This window comes from Nonomuraea sp. NPDC051941 (assembly GCF_044593615.1).
On sequence record NZ_JBIUCF010000006.1, the window covers coordinates 114,861 to 133,497 of the forward strand.

20 protein-coding genes are annotated in these 18,637 nt (G+C 70.9%); 10 read left to right on the top strand and 10 right to left on the bottom strand.

Translation table 11 applies throughout. The features are described from left to right. The first annotated feature begins 1 nt into the window (after position 1). Positions 2–592, top strand: coding sequence for a TetR/AcrR family transcriptional regulator (locus ACIHFD_RS13365; RefSeq protein ID WP_397367056.1), 591 nt, complete (start codon positions 2–4; stop codon positions 590–592). Here the strand turns inward: ACIHFD_RS13365 and ACIHFD_RS13370 are convergent. Genes ACIHFD_RS13370 through ACIHFD_RS13380 form a run of 3 tightly spaced genes read right to left on the bottom strand, consistent with a single transcriptional unit; the run spans position 579 to position 2,503 of the window. Further along, on the bottom strand, positions 579–1,460 hold the full coding sequence (locus tag ACIHFD_RS13370; protein ID WP_397367057.1) for a hypothetical protein: 882 nt from the start codon (positions 1,458–1,460) through the stop codon (positions 579–581). The two genes, ACIHFD_RS13365 and ACIHFD_RS13370, sit on opposite strands and share 14 nt — an antisense overlap. After that, entirely contained in the window at positions 1,457–1,786 is a 330-nt protein-coding gene (locus tag ACIHFD_RS13375; RefSeq protein WP_397367058.1) for a PadR family transcriptional regulator, read from the bottom strand. Before ACIHFD_RS13375 ends, ACIHFD_RS13370 begins: the two co-directional genes overlap by 4 nt. 24 nt (positions 1,787–1,810) lie before the next feature. Continuing rightward, the gene (locus tag ACIHFD_RS13380) at positions 1,811–2,503 is read right to left on the bottom strand and encodes a TetR/AcrR family transcriptional regulator (RefSeq protein WP_397367059.1); all 693 of its coding nucleotides are present in this window, start codon (positions 2,501–2,503) and stop codon (positions 1,811–1,813) included. Between the two features lie 113 nt (positions 2,504–2,616). Between ACIHFD_RS13380 and ACIHFD_RS13385 the strand changes: the two genes are divergently transcribed. The 3 genes from ACIHFD_RS13385 to ACIHFD_RS13395 are packed head-to-tail and all read left to right on the top strand — an operon-like array spanning position 2,617 to position 4,768. Continuing rightward, positions 2,617–2,970: a YrdB family protein gene (locus tag ACIHFD_RS13385; protein ID WP_397367060.1), complete on the top strand. Its 354-nt coding sequence runs from the start codon at positions 2,617–2,619 to the stop codon at positions 2,968–2,970. Between the two features lie 2 nt (positions 2,971–2,972). Next, positions 2,973–3,884 (top strand): NAD-dependent epimerase/dehydratase family protein, encoded by a 912-nt coding sequence (locus tag ACIHFD_RS13390; protein WP_397367061.1) that lies wholly within the window; start codon positions 2,973–2,975, stop codon positions 3,882–3,884. After that, positions 3,881–4,768 carry a Gfo/Idh/MocA family oxidoreductase gene (locus ACIHFD_RS13395; protein WP_363967403.1) on the top strand — a complete coding sequence of 296 codons (888 nt, stop codon included), beginning with the start codon at positions 3,881–3,883 and terminating at the stop codon, positions 4,766–4,768. The genes ACIHFD_RS13390 and ACIHFD_RS13395 overlap by 4 nt, the downstream gene beginning before the upstream one ends. Here the strand turns inward: ACIHFD_RS13395 and ACIHFD_RS13400 are convergent. From ACIHFD_RS13400 to ACIHFD_RS13415, 4 genes are read right to left on the bottom strand one after another with little or no spacing between them, the layout of a single operon-like run. After that, the gene (locus ACIHFD_RS13400) at positions 4,752–5,573 is read right to left on the bottom strand and encodes a trypsin-like serine peptidase (protein WP_397367062.1); all 822 of its coding nucleotides are present in this window, start codon (positions 5,571–5,573) and stop codon (positions 4,752–4,754) included. The genes ACIHFD_RS13395 and ACIHFD_RS13400 overlap by 17 nt on opposite strands. Before the next feature lie 57 nt (positions 5,574–5,630). Beyond that, positions 5,631–6,635 carry an acetamidase/formamidase family protein gene (locus ACIHFD_RS13405; protein ID WP_350725005.1) on the bottom strand — a complete coding sequence of 335 codons (1,005 nt, stop codon included), beginning with the start codon at positions 6,633–6,635 and terminating at the stop codon, positions 5,631–5,633. Continuing rightward, positions 6,632–7,999: an APC family permease gene (locus tag ACIHFD_RS13410; protein WP_397367063.1), complete on the bottom strand. Its 1,368-nt coding sequence runs from the start codon at positions 7,997–7,999 to the stop codon at positions 6,632–6,634. Before ACIHFD_RS13410 ends, ACIHFD_RS13405 begins: the two co-directional genes overlap by 4 nt. A gap of 51 nt (positions 8,000–8,050) precedes the next feature. Then, on the bottom strand, positions 8,051–9,130 hold the full coding sequence (locus ACIHFD_RS13415; RefSeq protein WP_363967397.1) for a substrate-binding domain-containing protein: 1,080 nt from the start codon (positions 9,128–9,130) through the stop codon (positions 8,051–8,053). 49 nt (positions 9,131–9,179) lie between these two features. Between ACIHFD_RS13415 and ACIHFD_RS13420 the strand changes: the two genes are divergently transcribed. Further along, on the top strand, positions 9,180–9,626 hold the full coding sequence (locus ACIHFD_RS13420; RefSeq protein ID WP_350725011.1) for a MarR family transcriptional regulator: 447 nt from the start codon (positions 9,180–9,182) through the stop codon (positions 9,624–9,626). A gap of 109 nt (positions 9,627–9,735) precedes the next feature. Here the strand turns inward: ACIHFD_RS13420 and ACIHFD_RS13425 are convergent, their stop codons facing one another. Next, positions 9,736–10,362: a TetR/AcrR family transcriptional regulator gene (locus tag ACIHFD_RS13425; protein WP_397367065.1), complete on the bottom strand. Its 627-nt coding sequence runs from the start codon at positions 10,360–10,362 to the stop codon at positions 9,736–9,738. A 75-nt stretch (positions 10,363–10,437) separates the two neighbouring features. Between ACIHFD_RS13425 and ACIHFD_RS13430 the strand changes: the two genes are divergently transcribed. Beyond that, complete coding sequence (locus ACIHFD_RS13430; protein ID WP_397367066.1) at positions 10,438–11,433, top strand: MBL fold metallo-hydrolase; 996 nt, start codon at positions 10,438–10,440, stop codon at positions 11,431–11,433. A 116-nt stretch (positions 11,434–11,549) separates the two neighbouring features. Here the strand turns inward: ACIHFD_RS13430 and ACIHFD_RS13435 are convergent, their stop codons facing one another. Further along, positions 11,550–12,827, bottom strand: a complete 1,278-nt coding sequence (locus ACIHFD_RS13435; protein WP_350725016.1) for a Glu/Leu/Phe/Val dehydrogenase — start codon at positions 12,825–12,827, stop codon at positions 11,550–11,552. Positions 12,828–13,032: 205 nt separating this feature from the next. Here ACIHFD_RS13435 and ACIHFD_RS13440 point away from each other — a divergent pair, with 205 nt between their 5' ends. The 4 genes from ACIHFD_RS13440 (at position 13,033) to ACIHFD_RS13455 (ending at position 17,233) form a co-directional block, all read left to right on the top strand. Next, positions 13,033–14,580 carry an alkaline phosphatase D family protein gene (locus tag ACIHFD_RS13440; protein WP_363967393.1) on the top strand — a complete coding sequence of 516 codons (1,548 nt, stop codon included), beginning with the start codon at positions 13,033–13,035 and terminating at the stop codon, positions 14,578–14,580. Between the two features lie 5 nt (positions 14,581–14,585). Further along, positions 14,586–15,299 (top strand): class I SAM-dependent methyltransferase, encoded by a 714-nt coding sequence (locus ACIHFD_RS13445; protein ID WP_397367067.1) that lies wholly within the window; start codon positions 14,586–14,588, stop codon positions 15,297–15,299. A gap of 91 nt (positions 15,300–15,390) precedes the next feature. After that, positions 15,391–15,969 carry an RNA polymerase sigma factor gene (locus ACIHFD_RS13450; protein WP_350725021.1) on the top strand — a complete coding sequence of 193 codons (579 nt, stop codon included), beginning with the start codon at positions 15,391–15,393 and terminating at the stop codon, positions 15,967–15,969. After that, complete coding sequence (locus ACIHFD_RS13455; RefSeq protein WP_397367068.1) at positions 15,962–17,233, top strand: CU044_5270 family protein; 1,272 nt, start codon at positions 15,962–15,964, stop codon at positions 17,231–17,233. Before ACIHFD_RS13450 ends, ACIHFD_RS13455 begins: the two co-directional genes overlap by 8 nt. A gap of 188 nt (positions 17,234–17,421) precedes the next feature. Here ACIHFD_RS13455 and rocD read toward each other — a convergent pair whose 3' ends face one another. Continuing rightward, positions 17,422–18,636 carry an ornithine--oxo-acid transaminase gene (gene rocD, locus ACIHFD_RS13460; protein WP_364239944.1) on the bottom strand — a complete coding sequence of 405 codons (1,215 nt, stop codon included), beginning with the start codon at positions 18,634–18,636 and terminating at the stop codon, positions 17,422–17,424. Position 18,637: the final 1 nt, after the last annotated feature.

Genomic DNA, 18,637 nt, shown 5'->3' on the forward strand with positions numbered 1-18,637 from the left:
CATGGTGACCGACCACCGCAAGCTGCCGCGACGCCGGGGCGAGGCGCTGAACGCCGCGATCTTCCAGGCGACGCTCGACGAGCTGGCCGAGGCCGGCTACGCCGGGCTGACCATGGAGCGCGTCGCCGAGCGGGCCAAGGCCAGCAAGGCGTCGCTCTACCGGCGCTGGCCCACCCGCATCGAGCTGGTGATGGACGCGGTCTACAATTCGCTGCCCACCCCCGGGGCCGCGCCCGACACCGGCAACCTGCGCGACGACCTGGTGGCCATGCTCAGGATGACGTCGAAGGCGCTGGCGGGCCCGGCGGGCGAGGCCATGCGCGGGCTGCTCGGCGAGGCGCTGAGCAGCGGGTCCCCGCTGCGCGCCCTGCGCAAGGACTCCCAGAGCACCTCCAGGAGGCTGATGACGGAGGTCGTCGGCCGGGCCGTCGAGCGCGGCGAGGTCGCCCCCGAGGCCGTCACCCCCCGCCGCCTCGACGCCGGTCACGCGCTGCTGCGCCACCACTTCCTCTTCGAGGGCTCGCCCATCCCCGACGAGCTCGTCGTCGCGATCGTGGACGAGGTGCTGGTGCCGCTGTTCACGCGGGGCTGAGCTGGCCCATCAGAGTCCTGCCACGCCTGATCGCGCTCCTCGTCACGACGATGGTCATCCACACGCTCACCATCGCGCTCGTCGCGACCATCGCCAGGAACGACCAGGACGCCTTCTCCAGGCCCAGCACCAGCAGGGTCGCGACGGCGCCCCAGGCGAGCGCGTTGCAGAGGGCCGCCGACGCGAGGATCTGGCCGGTGCCGCGCACGTCGGAACCCAGCGACGGCGCGCCCGCTGCCGTCATGGGCAGCGGCAGGACCAGCGCCATGATGAGCGGCACGTGGAAGCCCCCCGCCATCGCTTCGCCCAGCGGCCCGACGGGATAGCCGGCGTGCAGGAAGGCGAGGCTCACGAAGGTCAGGCCGACCAGCCCGACGGGGATCACGAGCAACCAGGCCGTCATGACAACCCGTCGCGCGGTCATCCGCGTGAGCGGCCCGTGCACGGAACGGCGCATCGCGGCGAGACAGGTGTTGAGCAGCGGCGCCACCGAGAGCACGGATATGACGCCCGCCATGCCGAACAGACTCTGCGCCATGCCCTGTATGTTCCTGGCGATCGGCCCGGCTTCGGCCCACACGCCACGCAGGCTGGCCACGTCTGCCGCGTCGCGCAGACCCGGGTTCCACATGAGCAGGAGCGCCGCCCCCATGCAGGTCAGGACCGCCGCGAGCGGAACGGTCAAGGTCCGGGCCCCCGGGACGCGCCGGTGGTGCAGCCACGCGTCGGCGGCGCCCGAGACCAGGTCGAGCACCGTGCGCACGCGTGCCGGTCGCGACGCGATCAGGTCGGCGACCTCCTCGCCGTAACGCTCCCGCCACGCCTTCGGGTAGAGGCTGAGCATCGCCGACGCCACCGCGCGCATCATGCGAGCCCCCAAGCCGCTCCCGTGCGCCTGGCGCCTGCCTGCTCGATGCGGCGCAGGGTGGCGAGCTGCTCGCCGAGCGCCGAGCGCCCGCTCTCGGTGATCCGGTACGGCTTGCGCCGCTCGGCCGACTCGACCGGCTCGATCCAGCCGCGCTCCTCCAGCCGCATCAGCGCCCCGTAGAGCGTGCCGGGCTCCAGCGAGGTCCCCGAGAACTCCTCGATGTCGTTGATCATGCGATAGCCGTGTTTCTGCCCCTCGGCCAGGCTGATGAGCACCAGCAGCGCCACGTCCGTGAAGCGGCCGAGCTCCTTCGTTCTCCGTGCCATGTATTCAGTAAAACTTAGTAAGTCTTACTGAGCAAGCCCGATCGCCGAACCCGCCAGCCGCATCGAGTGCTCGAACGCCGCGCGCCTGTTCTCGATCGTGTTGTTGAACTGGCCGAACACCTCGAAGTTGACCCACCCGTACAGCGTGGTCCACGCGGACAGGCCGCGCCAGAGCACGTCGTCGGGCACGCCGGGCATGAGCCCGCGGATCGCCTCCGCCTCCGGCGCCAGCTCGCGCGGGGCCTCGCCGGGAAGGGCCTGGACCGCGCCCGCGGCCCAGGCGTCGGAGACGATCCGGCCCAGCACGGTGACATCGCGGATCCGGGCCGGGACCGTGTCCTGCGGAGCCTGGTAGCCGGGCACGGGGGAGCCGTAGAGCAGCGCGTACTCGTGCGGGTGCGCCAGCGCCCAGTCGCGTACGGCGTGGCAGGCCGTCATCCACCGGCGCAGGTAGTCGTCCTGCCGGCACTCGGCATCGGCGCGCTCCACGCTCTCGCCGAGCGCGTTGTAGCCGTCGATGATCAACGCGGTCAGCAGGTCGTCGCGGCTCGGGAAATAGCGGTAGATGGCCGAGGAGACCATGCCCATCTCCCGGGCGACCGCCCGCAGCGACAGGCCGCCGGCGCCGTCGGTGGCGAGTTGGCGACGCGCGATGTCGGTGATCTCCCTGGTGAGCTCGGCCCTGACGCGTTCTCTGGCGGTGCGGCTGGCTGTCATGGAAGCAGGCTATCAGAGCGGTGCAAAAAAACGAGAGCACTGCTCTTGACGATCCCTGCTCTTTTGAGAGAGCATTGCTCTCGTAAGCGAATGGCAGTTCACGGAGGACCGAAATGCTCGGCACAGTCAAAGGCGCCAACGCCGTCCTGATGTTCTTCCTGGAGCTCGGCGTGCTGGCCTCCGTGGGATACTGGGGCTTCACCCTGAGCGCCGCCTGGTGGATCCGGCTGCTGGCCGGGGTGGGTGCGCCGGCGCTGTTCATCGCCGCGTGGGCGCTGTTCGGGGCCGGCGGGGGCGCCAACGCCACGTTCCCCCTCACCGGCCTGGCCCGCGCCGCGCTGGAGATCCTCTGGTTCGGCGGCGGCGCCGTCGCGCTCTACGCCTCCGGCCTGGTGACCCCCGCCGTCGTCTTCTTCGCTGTGTTCGTCGTCAACGCGGTTCTCCGCATCATCTGGAAGCAGGTCTGATCATGGGTAAGCACGTCGTCGTGGGCTCCGGCCAGGTCGGCACGCATGTGGCGAACAAGCTGCTCGCTCAGGGACACGAGGTCGCCGTCGTGACCCGCTCGGGCAGCGGTCCCGAGGGGGCCGTCAAGGTGGCCGCCGACATCTCCGACAAGGCCGGGCTGATCGAGGCGACCAAGGGGGCCGACGTCCTCTACAACTGCGTCAACCCCAAGTACCACCGCTGGCTCACCGACTGGCCGCCGATGGCCGAGTCGTTCCTGGCCGCCGCCGAGGCGAGCGGCGCCGTGTACGTGATGCTCGGAAACCTCTACCCGTACGGGCCCGTGAACGGCCCCATGACCGAGGACCTGCCGCTCGCCTCCGACAACCCCAAGTTCCGGGTGCGGGCGAAGATGTGGCGGGACGCGCTGGCCGCGCACGAGGCGGGCCGGATCAGGACGACCGAGGTGCGCGGCTCCGACTTCTTCGGCCCGGGCGCCAGCGACCAGTCCTATCTGGGCGGCCGGTTCCTCGTGCCGCTCAGGGAGGGCAAGACCATCCAGCTGGTCTACCCCCCGGACATGCCGCACAGCTGGACCTACCTGCCCGACGTGGCGGACGCGCTGATCGTGGCCGGCGGCGACGAGCGGGCCTGGGGCCGGCCGTGGCACGTGCCCACCGGCGAGCCGCTGAGCTTCCGCCAGATGGGGGAGCGGATGGCCGCGCTGCTCGGGCGGCCCGCGCCCAAGTTCGCGCAGCTCCCGTGGCCGCTGGTCAGGGTGGCCGGCCTGTTCTCGCCCATGATCGGGGAGCTCGGCCACGTCAGGTACCAGTTCACGCAGCCGTTCGTGCTCGACTCCTCGGCCTTCCAGACCACGTTCGGTGTCGCGCCTACGCCGATCGAAGTGAGCCTCAAGGCTACGCTCGAGGCGTGAAGATAGCCGTGATCGGCCTGGGTGACATCGCGGAGAAGGCCTACCTCCCCGTGCTCGCCGCCCAGCCCTCCCTCGACCTGCACCTCTGCACGCGCAACCAGGCCCGCCTGGACCGGCTCGGCGACACCTACCGGATCGCCGGGCGGTCCACGAGCGTGGACGAGGTGATCAAGGCGGGGGCCGACGCGGCGTTCGTGCACGCGGCCACCGAGGCGCACCCGCAGATCGTGGAGCCCCTGCTCAAGGCCGGGATCCACGTCTACGTCGACAAGCCGATCGCCTACACGCTCCAGGACTCCGAGCGACTCGTACGGCTCGCGGAGAGCGAGGGGAGGTCACTGATGGTCGGCTTCAACCGCCGGTACGCGCCCGGATACGCCGGGCTCGCCGCCCATCCCCGGCACCTCGTCCTCATGGAGAAGAACCGCGACAACCAGCCCGACGAGCCGCGCCGGGTGATCTTCGACGACTTCATCCACGTGGTGGACACCCTCAGGTTCCTCGCCCCCGGCCCGGTGACCGGCACCAGGAGCAGGACCCGCGTCAAGGACGGCCTCCTCGAGCACGTCGTCCTGGAGCTGACGGGCGACGGCTTCACCGCCATCGGCGTCATGAACCGGACGAGCGGGGCGAGCGAGGAGACCTGCGAGGCCATGGGCGACGGCGCCAAGCGCCGCGTGGCCAACCTCGGAGACGTCGTCGACTACCGGGGCGGCGAGACGCTCGCCCGTCGCCCCGACTGGGTGCCGGTGGCCAGGCAGCGCGGCATCGAGCAGATCTGCCTCGACTTCCTCGCCGCCGTGCGCGAGGGCCGCCGCATCGCCGCCGACGACGCCCTGGCCACCCACGCGCTCTGCGAGGAGATCGTCAGCCGGGCAGCTTGAGCATCTCCTTGTCGGCCTTGGCCAGCATCCGCCCGAACACGGACTCGCCCAGCCTGGTCAGCACGGTGTACCCCTGGGTGTCGGTCATCGGGCTGGACGACGACACGACGCCGGCCAGCGCGTCGCCGTACAGGGCGGGACCGCCGCTCCCGCCGGCGGCGGCGTGGCAGTTGCGCGTGATCATCAGCCCGGGCCCCTCGGAGAGGCCCTCGCTCGCGTCGCCCACGCACCGGTACATCTTCGTGCCCGGATAGCCCTTGCCCGCCGGATAGCCGAGCAGTTCGAGCCCGCGCAGCTTCGTGCCCCTGGTGGTGGGCATCGGTCGCACGCCCTTGCCGGTGACGGCCTCCAGCGGGCGCTCGCGGCGCGCCACACCGACCAGGCCGACGTCGTACGGCAGCAGACTCGCCGAGTACGGCTCGGTGCGCCACCTGTCGGGCACCCAAACGCGCACGGCCTGCCAGACCCCCAGCTTCGGCTGCCCCAGGTCGTAGCCGGGCAGGAAGGTCACCTGCTGGAGCGAGCGGCCGTTCTGGTAGAGGCAGTGCGCGGCGGTGACCACCAGGCTGCGGCTGCGCGAGCCGATCACCGTGCCCCCGCACAGCACGTTCGTCCGCGTCACGGGGTCGCGGCCGAGCAGGACCCCCGTCAGGCGCCGCGCCCCTGTGTAGGGGCGCGGGACCGGCGCGTAGCCCAGGCGGTCGCCGTCGGGGGTCAGGACGCGGGGTACGGGGACGTTACGTTGCGACACCTCGGCGACGGCGGTGGGGTCGAGCAGGACCAGAGACAGCACCAACCTGAGCACACTCCCACCTTAAGGTGACGATGATCAGTGCTCTGACCTGCAACATCAATCTTTACCTCAACTTGTGTACTGAGAGCCCAGCGCGCGCAGCCGGGCGTGCGCCGACTCGTAGGCGGCCGGGCGGCCCAGATACTCCTTGGGCAGTTTCGCGACCATCGTGTAGTTGGTGTCGCACACGTTGCCGACCGGCGCCTGCCCGGCCTGGCTGACGAGCTGGTAGGCGTCCAGCGTGTCCAGCCCGGTCAGCTCCGACGTCCAGGTGACCAGGTCGTGCTGGCTGATCCGGTACGCGTCCTCCAGCGGCCTGGCCGAACCCGTGGACATCAGGTGCAGGTCGTCCTCCAGCCGCGGCCACGGCGTCGCCACCCCCTTGACCAGCTCGACCGCGACCACGGTGTTCATGGCCGACTCCACGGCGGTGCCGCAGACCTCACCGTGCCCCTGCAACCCGTGGCCGTCGCCGATCGAGAACATCCCGCCCTCGACGTTGACGCCCAGGTAGACGGTGACGCCCGCGCGCAGCTCCGGGGTGTCCATGTTGCCGCCGTGCGCGTCCGGGGTGATCGTCATGCGTGCCTCGTTCGCGGCGGGGGCCACGCCGACCGTGCCGTGCATCGGGTCGAGCGGCAGTGCCACGCTGAAGTCGCTGTTGCGGGCGTGATAGACGGCCACGCCACGGTCGAGGTCGATGTCGTACCGCCAGACCCGCTCCTCCAGCGGCGGCTGCAGCATGGCCGTGGTGTGGGTGCCGGTCAGCGCGCCGAAGTGGGGGAACGTCGTCGACACCGCCCAGTCCCTGGCCGGTGTGATCTTCACGAAGTGCAGGGCCAGCGTGTCGCCGGGCTCGGCGCCCTCGACGTGGAAGGGGCCCGTCACTGGGTTCAGGTAGGGGAACTCGCACACCTGCGACGGCAGGTCGTCCACGGTCCGCACGCGGCCGCCGAAGCAGTCCTCGGTGTACAGCTCCAGGATCGTGCCCGGCCGTACCTTGCCGACGGCCGAGCGGCCCCCGAAGGTGTAGCTCAGGTCCTCCGGGGAGGGACGGTAGGAGACGACGTTCATTTGACCTCCGAGGGGAGTACGGGCCGGCGGCCGCGGGCGTACGAGATGCCGAGGACGACGAGGCCGACGGCCAGCCAGATGCCGCCGGCCCACTGTGCGTAGACGCTCTGGTTGAAGACGACGGCCACCAGGACGACGATGCCGACCACGGGCAGGACCAGGTGCGCGAGCCAGTTGCGGCTGCGCTGCCTGATGACGTAGTGGACGACGACGGAGACGTGCAGCAGCAGGAACGCGGCCATGGCGCCGAAGTTGACCAGCGAGCTCAGCTCGCCGATGCCGGTCGGCCGCGTGCTCATGTAGACACCGATGATCAGCGAGAGCGCGGCCACCACGAGGGTCGCGTTGACCGGCACCTTGTGCTTGGGGTCCACCTTCGCGAGGAACGAGGGGAGCTGGCGGTCGCGGCCCATCGCGAACAGCAGGCGCGAGGTGGCCGCCTGCGCGACCAGCGAGTTGGCGAACCCCCACGCGACGGCGGTGGCCACGGCCGTCAGCACCGACAACCAGTGCCCGCCGGCGAACTCCGCGGTGGTGTAGAACGCGCTGCCCGCCGGGTCGTCGTTCGCGATCAGAGCGTCACGGCCGGGGGTGAGCAGCGCGGCGACCCAGGTCTGCGCCACGAACAGCACCGCGGCCAGCCCCAGCGCGGCCACCATGGAACGGCCGAGCCGGCGGGCGTCCTCGCGGTTCTCCTCCGCCAGCGTGGAGATGCCGTCGAAGCCGAGGAACGACAGCACGGCCACCGACGCGGCGGCCAGGACCACGCTCCAGCTGAATCCGGCGGAGTCGAAGAACGGGGTGAGCGCGCCGGTCTGCGCCTTGCCCTGGACCAGCGCGATGCCGCCGACCACCAGGAAGATCGCCAGCACCGCGAGCTCGGCCACCAGCATGACCCGGGTGATCCTGGCGGTCATCTGGATGCCGAGGTAGTTCACGACCGTGTTGAGCACGATGAACGCCACCAGCCACAGCCAGACGGGCACCGCGGGCACGAACGAGTTCATGGCCACGCCGGCCACCAGGTAGAGCAGCGAGGGCACGAGCACGTAGTCGAGCAGGATCGCCCATCCGGCGATGAACCCGACGGGGGCGGCGATTCCCCGGCCCGCGTACGTGTAGACCGAGCCGGCCATGGGGAACGCGCGGGCCATCTGCGCGTACGACAGCGCCGTGAACGCCATCGCCACCAGGCCGATGACATAGGCGAGCGCCACCATCCCGTGGGAGACGGCGAAGACGTGGCCGAAGATGCCGAACGGGGCGATCGGCACCATGAAGATCAAGCCATAGATCATCAGGTCGGCGAAGCCTAAGGAACGCTGGAGTTCCTGGCGGTAGCCGAACTGCTCGACTGTGCTCATTACGGCTCCTAGCTGCGTGGGGGGCGATTCGCACCCTAGAGCCAAAGCTTTCTACTGAAAAGGTTTCTCTAGAAAGAATCCCAGGCCGTCCGCCCTGCCCAGGTGCACGGGATGGCGTACCTGGCGGTCGAGCAGCGTGAGCGTGCCCCGGGCGCTGGTGATCTCGGTGCCGTCGGCGACCGCGTCGAGCGCGGGCACGGCCAGCGACCCCGCCCGCGCCGCCAGCGCGGCCACCATCGCCACGGCCTCGTAGCAGCCGTGGCCGTGGGCGTTCAGCATGGGGGCGTCCTCGCCGAACCTGGCCGCGTACCGCTCGGCGAAGTCGAGACCGGCGTCGGTGGACAGGTCGCGGAAGTAGCCCATGGACGCGTACAGCTCGCCGGTGACGTCCCCGCCGACGCCCAGCAGGCCGTGCTCCTCCAGCGCCCCGCACAGCCGGGCCGCGCCGAGCCCGGCGGCCGCGTACGCCCGGTTGAACGCCATGAGGTCGCTGCCGATCAGCGTCAGCAGGATGGCGTCGGGCCGCGCGTCCGCCACCCGGTCGAGCCGGCTGACGGCCTCGCCGTACGGGACGAAGCTCTCACCCACCACGCTCGCACCCCGGGCGCGCAGCCGCCCGCGGGCGCTGGCGTGCACCAGGCGTGGCCAGACGTAGTCGTTGCCCAGCAGGTACCAGCGGCGCGCCTTGCGCGCGCCGGCCAGCCACTCGATGCCCGGCGCGAGCTGCCTGCCCGGGGTCTCGCCGAGGAAGTAGACGCCCGGCGCGTGGCCGCCGCCCTCGTACGGTGGCGCGTACACGAACGGCACCCGCCCGGCGATCGCGGCCACGACCTCCACCCGCACGTCGCTCGCGTGGGCGCCCGCGACGGCCTGCACCGTCTCCGAGCCGACCAGCCCGGCCACCTCGGCCGCCACCTGGCGCGCGGGCCGGCCGCCGTCGATGAGCACCAGCTCGACCGGCCTGCCCAGCACGCCGCCGCCGGCGTTGACCTCCTCGGCGGCCAGCACCGCGCAGTTGATCGCGCACGGGCCCATCAGGCCGAGCACCCCTGACACGGGCACGACCAGGCCGATCCTGATCGACTCCGACGGTATGAGCCGCGCTTCCAACGGATCGACGGTCGCCGCCACGCCGACGAGTATCCTCCGTTCTAGCTCTCCGATGAAAGGACCTTTCTCCATGACCACCTCTGGGCTCGGGTCCTCACTCGCCTACCTGCTGAGCCGTGCGGAGCGCAGCGTCAATCGCGGGCTGGCCGCGGTGCTGGCCGGCGAGGACGTCACGGTCGAGCAGTGGCGCATCATGCGGGCGCTGGCCGACGGGCACGGCGATTCGATGGGCGAGCTGGCGGAGGCGGTGCTGATGCCGCACCCGACGCTGACCAAGGCGATCGACCGGCTGATCGACCGGGCGCTGGTCTACCGCGGACCGTCCAAGGGTGACCGGCGGCGGGTGGCGGTGTTCGTCTCGGACCGGGGGGCGGAGCTGCTCGCGCGGGTGGACGGGGCGGTGGCCGAGCATCATGGGCTGATCGCGGGGGCGTTCGGGCGGGAGCGCACGGAGCAGCTCATGCGCGACCTGGAGAGGCTGATGGAGGCCCTCGACTACGCGGAGCTCCGCGTCTGACACCCGGTCCCGCTGGGTGACGCGCTCTTCCCCGACGCCGGGCGGGCCGCCGACGTGGGCTGGGGTCCTTGGAGCGGGCGGGTGCGGTGGGTCGCTGCCGTCGGTGGGTTCAGCGGGTGAGCGTTTTCGCGAACAGGGCGGCGTGGGCCTTGATGCGGTCGCGGGCGCGCTCGCGCTGGGCCTCCGTGGCGTTCCCGTGCAGCCACAGCAGCCGGGCGTGGGCGATCGGGGCCAGGAGGGCGTAGGCGAGGTCGTCGGGAGTGCCCAGGTCCGTACGGATCCGCCCCTCCGACTGCCACCGCGCGAACACCTCGGCGAGATGGCCCAGTACGTTCTCGATGCCCACGGAGAGGATGTCGTCGTGGATCAGGCCGTCACGTGAGACCAGGCTCATGACCTGCCTGGACTGCGGGGTGTCCCACGCGGCCAGCACCCGGGCCGCGAACGACTCGACGAAGGCCGCCGGTTCGTCCGGGGCCTGGTCGAGCGCCACGTCGGCCGCCTGCGGGCCGGCCAGGGACATGGCCGCGTCGTAGATCGCCTGCTTGCTGGCGAAGTGCGCGTAAAGGACGCTCTCGCTCAACCCCACCTCTCTGGCGATGGCCCTGATCGAGGTCCCCGCGTACCCCTTCTGCGCGAACAGGCGCAGTGCGGCGTCCAGGAGCGCGGCCTTGGTGTCGCCTGCCTCGGCCTTGGAAGGACGGCCCGGACGGCGGCCGCTGGTGATGCTGCTCACGAGGACATCCAATCACCTTGAAAAATAATCGCTCGTTCGATTAGTTTAGAGACACAGAGAGAGATGGGAGCGGAAATGTTCACTTCGCGGATTCCCGAGCGTGAGATCGCCGAGCGGCCGGCCGGTTACGGCGGGCCGAACCTGTCGCCGGTGGGCCTGGAGCTGGTGCCGCACGCGTTCACCGAGGGTGTGTACGCGTTGATGGCGAGCCTCCCGCCGAAGGACAACAACGGGGTGGTGGCCGGGCGGGACGCGGCGCTGGTCGTCGACGCCGGGATCACACCCGAAATTTCGGCAAAAATCCAGGCGATCGCCGCCGACCTGACCGACCGGCCCGTCCGCTACCTGGTCAACACCACGTACCACGGCGATCACAGCTTCGGCAACGCCGCGTTCCCCGACGAGGTCGTCGTCGTCTCGTCCCGGACGAACCGCGACAACATGTCCGACCTCGCGTACGAGAAGCAGACCAGGTCGGCGAACATGTACGGCGACGACGCCCTGCTCGACGCGGTCACCACGTGGCGCCTGCCCGACCTGGTGTTCGACGAGTACGCGGAGATCGACCTCGGCGGGCGCGTGGTCCAGCTGCACCACTTCGGCCCCGGCAACGGTCCGGGCGACACCGTCGTGTACGTACCCGACACCCGCACCGCGTGGACCGGCAACTTCATCTGTCACGCGGGTACGGCCCACATGCTGCTCCAGGGCGGTCCTGAGCCTTACCTGGGGTCGTTGCGCAGGATGCGCGAGGCTCTGCCCGAGCTGGAGACGATCGTCCCGGGCCACGGCCCGATGGGCGACGGGCCGGCGGCGGTGGACGCCCTCATCGGCTATCTGGAGCGGCTGCACGATGAGGTGCTGGCCAGTGTGCGGGCGGGGCGCAGCCTGGAGGAGACGTACGCGGCCTGCGTCGATCCGTGGGCGGAGGCGCTCGATCCCGGCCTGGCGGCGGCCCTGGCCCGTTATCCGGTGCCGCGGGAACTGGCCGAGCAGGGGATGCTCGCGCTCTGCCGGGACCTCCACCGGCTCAACGTCCTGGCCACTTACCGCCTCTACGAGCACCAGTAGGCGGGTGCCACGGCGACGTCCGCTCCACCGTCGCAGAGGGCTGGGGTTCTTCGGGGAGGGGTGGGCGCGCGTGGTGGCGCGCCCACCCTGGTTCAGCCGGTGGGACTGAGGTGTGGTTACGGGTAGAGGCCGCGGAGCTGATGGGCCTCGACGACGCGGCCCACGCCGATGACGTGCGCCGCCTGCCGGAGCGTCAGGCCGCGTTCGGCCGCCACCGACTTCACCTCGGCGAAAGCCTCCAGCATGAGCTCGCGCAGCTTGCGCTCGACCTCTTCGGCGCTCCACGAGTAGGCCTGCAGGTTCTGCACCCACTCGAGGTAGGACACGATCACCCCGCCCGCGTTGGCGAGGATGTCGGGCACCACCGTGGTGCCGTTGGCCGTCAGGATCTCGTCGGCCTCGGGCGTGGTGGGGCCGTTCGCGCCCTCCACGATCAGCCGGGCGCGGATCCGGGGCGCGTTGGCCTCGGTGATCGCGCCTTCGAGGGCCGCCGGGACGAGGATGTCCACGTCCAGCTCCAGCAGCTCGTCATGGGTCAGCGCGTCGGCCTCGCGGAAGCCGCGCACGCCCCCGGCCTCGGCCGCGTACGCGACCAGGGCGGGGATGTCGAGGCCGCCGCGTGCGTACACGGCTCCCGTGGCGTCGGAGACGGCCACCACCTTGCAACCCGCGTCGGCCAGGAACTGCGCGGCCGGCCCGCCCACCTTGCCGAAGCCCTGCACGGCGACCGTGCTGCCGGCGGGCGAGCGGCCGAGCGCGGCCAGCGCCGCGATCTGCACGCCGCGCGAGGTGGCGGACATGCGTCCGTGCGAGCCGCCCAGCGTCTTCGGCTTGCCGGTGACGACGCCGGGCACCGGGAAGCCGGTGTGGACGCTGTAGGTGTCCATGATCCAGGCCATGGTCTGCGCGTCGGTTCCGACGTCCGGAGCCGGGATGTCCTGCTCAGGGCCGATCAGCGGCATGACCTCGTTGACGTAGCGGCGGGTCATGCGCTCCCGCTCGCGCTCGGTGAGTGTGGACGGATCCACGGCCACGCCGCCCTTGGCGCCGCCGTACGGGATGCCGACCAGCGCGCACTTCCACGTCATCCACATCGCGAGCGCGGTGACCTCGTGGATGTCGGTGTCCGGATGAAAACGGAGCCCGCCCTTGGCGGGTCCTCGCGAGACGTTGTGCTGGACGCGGAAGCCCTGCACGACGTCCAGGCGGCCGTTCTCGCGCCGGACCGGGACCGAGACGGTCAGCGACCGCCGGGGCGTGGCCAGCATCGTGCGGAGCCCGTCGTCGAGTCCGAGCTGCTCGGCGGCCTGGTCGAGTTGGTGGAGTGCGGAGTCGAGGGCCTGACGGCCCGGGGTGATCAGGGCCGGCGTCTTTGACGGCACCATGATGCTCATGGAAGAGAATCCTCCTGCTATGACGCCCTTTTTAAGAGAGAAGCGCCTTTGCCTCCCGCTTTGGGCGTGCTTGTCTCGATCATCCTAAGGCGGAGGGTTTGACCTTGCCTAGCGGTCGATGAAATCCCGAGGTGCTGTGGCCGTGCCACTCTGGCAGGCTTGCGTCCGGTCAGTGTGCTGAATCGTGAATATCTCGGGGAGTGAGATGCCCGCACTCGTGATGGGGCCGATGTTGCGATACGTGGACTCCGTCAGCGCCTCGATCTGGGTGGAGACCGCCGAACCCTGCACGGTCACCATCGAGGCGGACGGCAGGTCTTACCGGTCGCCTACCTTCACCGTGCACGGTCACCACTACGCGATCGTGGATCTCGTTGAACTCTCCCAGGATATCGGGTCGTATTCGGTGAGGCTCGACGGGGAGCAGGTATGGCCTCTGGCGGGTCGCCCGCCGAGCCGGATCCGGCTGCTGCCCGCCGACGGGCTGCGCAAGCTGGCGTTCGGCTCGTGCCGCACCAGCGTCCCGCATGACGCCACGTACGTCCTCACCCACGGCGACGACGTCCTGCGCGCCTACGGCGAGCACCTCCCCACCGCGGACGACGAGGAGTGGCCGGACCTGCTGGTGCTCCTCGGCGACCAGGTCTACGCCGACAACCCCTCGCCCGCGATGCTCGAATACATCCGCTCCCGCAGGAGCACGGAGCCGCAGGGGGAGATCGCCGACTTCGAGGAGTACGCCGAGCTCTACCGCCTGGCCTGGACGGACGAGGAGATCCGCTGGCTGCTGTCCACCGTCCCGTCCGCGATGATCTTCGACGACCACGACCTGCGTGACGACTGGAACACCTCGCAGCCCTGGCGCGAGCAGATGGCCGCCGTGCCGTGGTGGCCGCGCCGCGTCGTCGCGGGGCTGGGGGCGTACTGGATCTATCAGCACCTCGGCAACCTCTCGCCGGCCGAGCGCGCGGAGGACCCGCTGCTGCGCAAGCTGATGGACGGCGACGGCGGCGCGGCCCTGGACTCGTTCGCGGAGAAGGCCGACGCCGAGCCGAGCAGCAACCGCTGGAGCTACGCCCGCGACCTCGGCAACGCCCGCCTGATCATGGTGGACACCAGGTGCGCCAGGCAGCTCACGCCCGGCGACCGCCGCATGCTCGACCCGGGGGAGTGGGCCTGGCTGGAGGAGCAGGTCGCCGCCCCGGCCGAGCGGCTGATCATCGGCTCGTCGATCCCGTTCCTGCTCCCCGAGGGCGTCCACGGCGTGCAGAACTGGAACGAGGCCCTGTGCGACGGCAAGTGGGGCGGGCCGGCGCGACGGTGGTCGGAGAAGTTCCGGCAGCGCATCGACCTGGAGCACTGGGCGGCGTTCCGGCGCTCGTTCGAGGACCTGTCCCGGCTGCTGGTGAAGGCCGGCCGGCCCGTGCTGATCCTCTCGGGCGACGTCCACTACTCCTACCTGGCCAAGGCCGGTGCCGGGCAGATCTACCAGATCGTCTGCTCGCCGATCCGCAACCCGCTCAGCCGCCTGCTCCGCTGGGCCAACGTGTTCACCCAGTTCTCCATCGCCACGCTGGTCGGCGGCCTGCTGGCGCGGCTGGCGGGCATCCCGAAGCCGCCGTTCAGGTGGCGGGTCACGAAGGGGCCCTGGTTCCAGAACGCGGTGGCCACGCTGACCCTGCCCGACGAGGTCACCTGGTACGAGTCCGTCGGCGATGCGGTCAGGCCGATCGACTCCGTCCGCCTACGCTGAAGCGCATGCACAAGGATGATTACGCCGCCGCCGTGCCGTTCTACGACCTCTGGCACGAGGACGGGCATGTCCCAATGGTGCGGGAGCTGCTTCCCCTGCTGCTGAAGGGGGTGCGGCGGAGCGTGCTCGAGATCGGCGCGGGCACCGGCCTGATCACCGAGCTGATCGCCAGGGAGACGCCGGCCGAGATCTACGCCCTGGAGCCGTCGCTGGGCATGCGCTCGGTCCTGGTCTCCCGCCTGGCGTCCGACCCCGCGACGCTGCGGCGGGTGACCGTGCTGCCTTATGGGGCGCTCGACGTGGAGGTGGACGAGCCGGTCGAGGCGGTCGTGATGATCTCCGTCCTGCAGAGCTTCGACGCGGAGGAGCGGGCCACGCTGTGGGAGGTGCTGGCCAGGCAGCTGGAGCCGGGCGGGCGGCTGGTGTTCAACTGGCGGGAGCGGTCCGCGCCGGTGCCGGGCGATCTGGAGGTCATGGGGTCGTACCAGGTCGGCAGGCACGCGTACGAGGTGGCCGGGCAGGTGCTGGAGGCCGAGGGGGAGAGCGTCACCACGCGTTTCGTCTACCGGATCAAGCAGCACGGCGTGGCCATCAGCGAGGACGAGGTGGTCCTCACGAACCACTGGCCCGCCCGGGAGCGGCTGGTCTCGGAGCTGGAGACCGCGGGCTTCACCCCGGAGCCGGCTCCGGAGGGGATGGAGGTGTGGCGCCTCCTCTAGCCGCAAGAAAGGTGGAACCGCCCTCCGGCGTGCGGCCAACAACAGGGTGACCGCATGAGAGAGGACCGGCAGAGTGGTGGGTGTTCAGGATGTGCCTGAGACGCTGGATGACTCGACGCTGATCGGGCATTCGCTGGCCGACCCGGAGAGTTTCGCGGCGCTGTTCGACCGGCACGCCGACGAGATCCACAGGTACGCGGCCCGGCGCCTCGGAACCGAGCTGGCCGACGACGTGACGGGGGAGGTGTTCCTCGTCGCGTTCCGCCGGCGGGCGCGTTACGACCGCTCGTGGCCCGATGCCAGGCCATGGTTGTACGGCATCGCGACCAATGTCGTCGCCCAGCACCGCAGGGCCGAACGGCGGCGCACCGCCGCCATGGCCAAGGTGAACGTGGAGCGCCCCGGCAGCTTCGACGACCGCAGCGCGGATCGGGTGACCGCCGAGCAGCTCCAGCCCAGACTGGCCAGGGCGCTCACCCGGCTCAGCGCGGGCGAGCGCGACCTGCTGCTGCTCGTGGCGTGGGCGGACCTGACGTACGAGGACGCGGCGCTCGCGCTCGGCGTGCCGGTCGGCACCGTCAGGTCCAGGCTCCACAGGCTCCGCGTCAAGGTGCGCAGGGCTCTCGGCGGCACCGATCCCTTCGCAGCAGAGGAGCCCCAGCATGGATGAGGACGAGATCCGCACGTTCGCCGACGGCCGGCCCGCCGTGCCGCCGTACGGGGCCGAGGCGAGGGCCACGGCGCGGGAACGGCTGCTGGTGGAGGCGCGTGGCGGGGGCCGCTTTCGCCTGCCCGGATTCGGCTGGCAGGCCGCGGCCGCGTTCGGGGTCACGGTCGCGCTGGTCGGCGGGGTGGCCGTGGCCCTGACGAACCAGGGCCACGGGAGCACCGGCCCCGCCACGGGGGTGACCCAGTCGGCCGCCGTGTCGTCGTCCGACGAACTCGCTCCCCGTCCCGGCCAGTTCATCCTGATCGAGTCCGACACCATGTACAGGTCGATGTCGGCCGGACAGAGCGGCGAGACCACCCGCCACCTCTACCGGACCCACAGGAAGATCTGGCAGTCGGTGGACGGGAGCGCGAACGGCCTGCTGCTGATCGAGGGCCGCGAGCCCCAGCCGTGGCCGGGCGAGCAGCTGCCGGCGGACGCCAAGAACTGGCAGGGCTCCGACTGGCACGTGCTGCCGGCCTGCCCCTCCCAGCTGGGCGAGAACCGCACCGACTACACCTACCTGAGCACGCTGCCGACGGACGCCGCCGGGATGCGGGCACGCCTCTACAAGATGCCCGCCGTGGCGGCCGAAGCCAAGGGCGACGAGAACGACCGGGCCGCCTTCGACCACCTGACGGACCTGGTCAGGGAGACGTACCTGCCGAAGGCGCAGCGCGACGCGCTCTTCGAGGCGGCCAAGTCGATCCCCGGCGTGCAGGTGACCGAGGGGGTGGAGGACTCGTCGGGCCGCAAGGGGGTGGCGCTCGGGCGGGTCGATCCCCAGGGCATCCTCAGGCAGGCCATCTTCGACCCGGCCACGCACGTGTTCATGGGGGAGCGGGAGACGGTCGTGGACGACCGGCTCGCCCGGGCTCCCAAGGGGAGCGTGCTGGCGCTGACCGCCCAGCTCAAGACGTCGGTGGTGGACGTGCTGCCGCAGGCGACGCCCTCGGACAAGGGGGAGGCGCTCTGCGCCCCGTCCAGCGCCGAGCCCACCACGGGAAGCTCGGCCGTGCCGTCGGAGTTGCCGAGCGACGAGGCCGTCACGGAGCCGGTGCCGACCATGACGGCCTCGCTGGAGGCGACGGACGGCCCCGCGCTGCCGGAGCCGGCGATCAGCGCGGAGCCGTCGGACGGGCCCGTCGCGCCGCCGACGGTCACCGAGGGGCCGTCGGACGAGCCGGCTCCGGCGACCGCGAAGGCGTCCCCGGCCGGCAAATGACCACCCAGACGGGTGACCGGGCGCCGTAACGGCGCCCGGCCCCGTGAACCGGAGAAGCGTCTCCCTGGACAGGGCCCGGCCACGTGCGGTGGCTGGGCCCTCCCGTGCTCCGCCGTAAAAACCCTGCAAAGCCCGGCCACGAGCGGCGAGCCCGGCTGTGAAGGGCGGGTCGGCTTTCTGAAACCGGGTCAGGCGGTGTTGAGCTCGTAGAGCGCGTCGGCGAGCTGGTTGACGGCCCAGATCAGGTCCTCCTCGGAGACCACGATGGGCGGGGCGAGGCGGATCGTGGAGCCGTGGGTGTCCTTGGCGAGGACGCTCCGCGCCATCAGCGCCTTCGACACCTCGCGGCCGGTCGCGAGCTCCGGGTCGATGTCCACGCCGGCCCACAGCCCGCGCCCGCGCACCTCCAGGACCCCCTTGCCGATCAGCTCGCGCAGCCGGGCGTGCAGCACCTCACCCAGCTTGGCGGCCCTGGCCTGGAACTCGCCGGTGTTCAGCAGCTCGATGACCGCGATGCCCACCGCGCACGCCAGCGGGTTGCCGCCGAACGTGGACCCGTGCTGGCCGGGCTGGATGACCCCGAGGACGTCGCGGTTCGCGGCGATGGCCGAGACCGGTACGACACCGCCGCCGAGCGCCTTGCCCAGGACGTAGACGTCGGGCACGACCCCTTCGTAGTCGCACGCGAACGTCTGCCCGGTGCGCCCCAGCCCCGACTGCACCTCGTCGGCGATCATCAGGATCCCCTGCGCGGTGCAGAGCTCCCGGATCTCGCTCAGGTACCCGTCCGGCGGCACGAGCACCCCGGCCTCGCCCTGGATCGGCTCCACCAGCACCGCGACCGTGTTCGGGTCGACGGCCTGCCTGATCGCCTCGGTGGAGCCGTACGGCACGAGCCGGAAGCCCGGCGTGTAGGGCCCGAAGTTGTCGTGCGCCTCCGGATCGGTGGAGAAGCTCACGATCGTGGTGGTGCGGCCGTGGAAGTTGCCTTCCATCACGATGATGTTCGCCTGGTCGGGCTCGACGCCCTTGACCTCGTAGCCCCATTTGCGGGCCACCTTGATGGCGGTCTCGACGGCCTCGGCGCCGGTGTTCATGGGCAGGATCAGGTCCTTGCCCGTGAGGTCGCCGAGCCCGGCGCAGAACTGCGCGAACTGGTCGTGATAGAACGCGCGGCTGGTCAGGGTCAGGTTGTCGAGCTGGTCGCGGGCCGCCTCAATGATCTTCGGGTGGCCGTGGCCGAAGTTGAGCGAGGAATAGCCGGACAGGCAGTCCAGATATCGTTTGCCCTCCACGTCGGTGACCCAGGCGCCGTGCGCCTCGTGGATCACGACGGGAAGCGGATGGTAGTTGTGCGCGCTACGGCGCTCGCTCATCTCGATGAGCTCTGCGCTGGTGGTCATG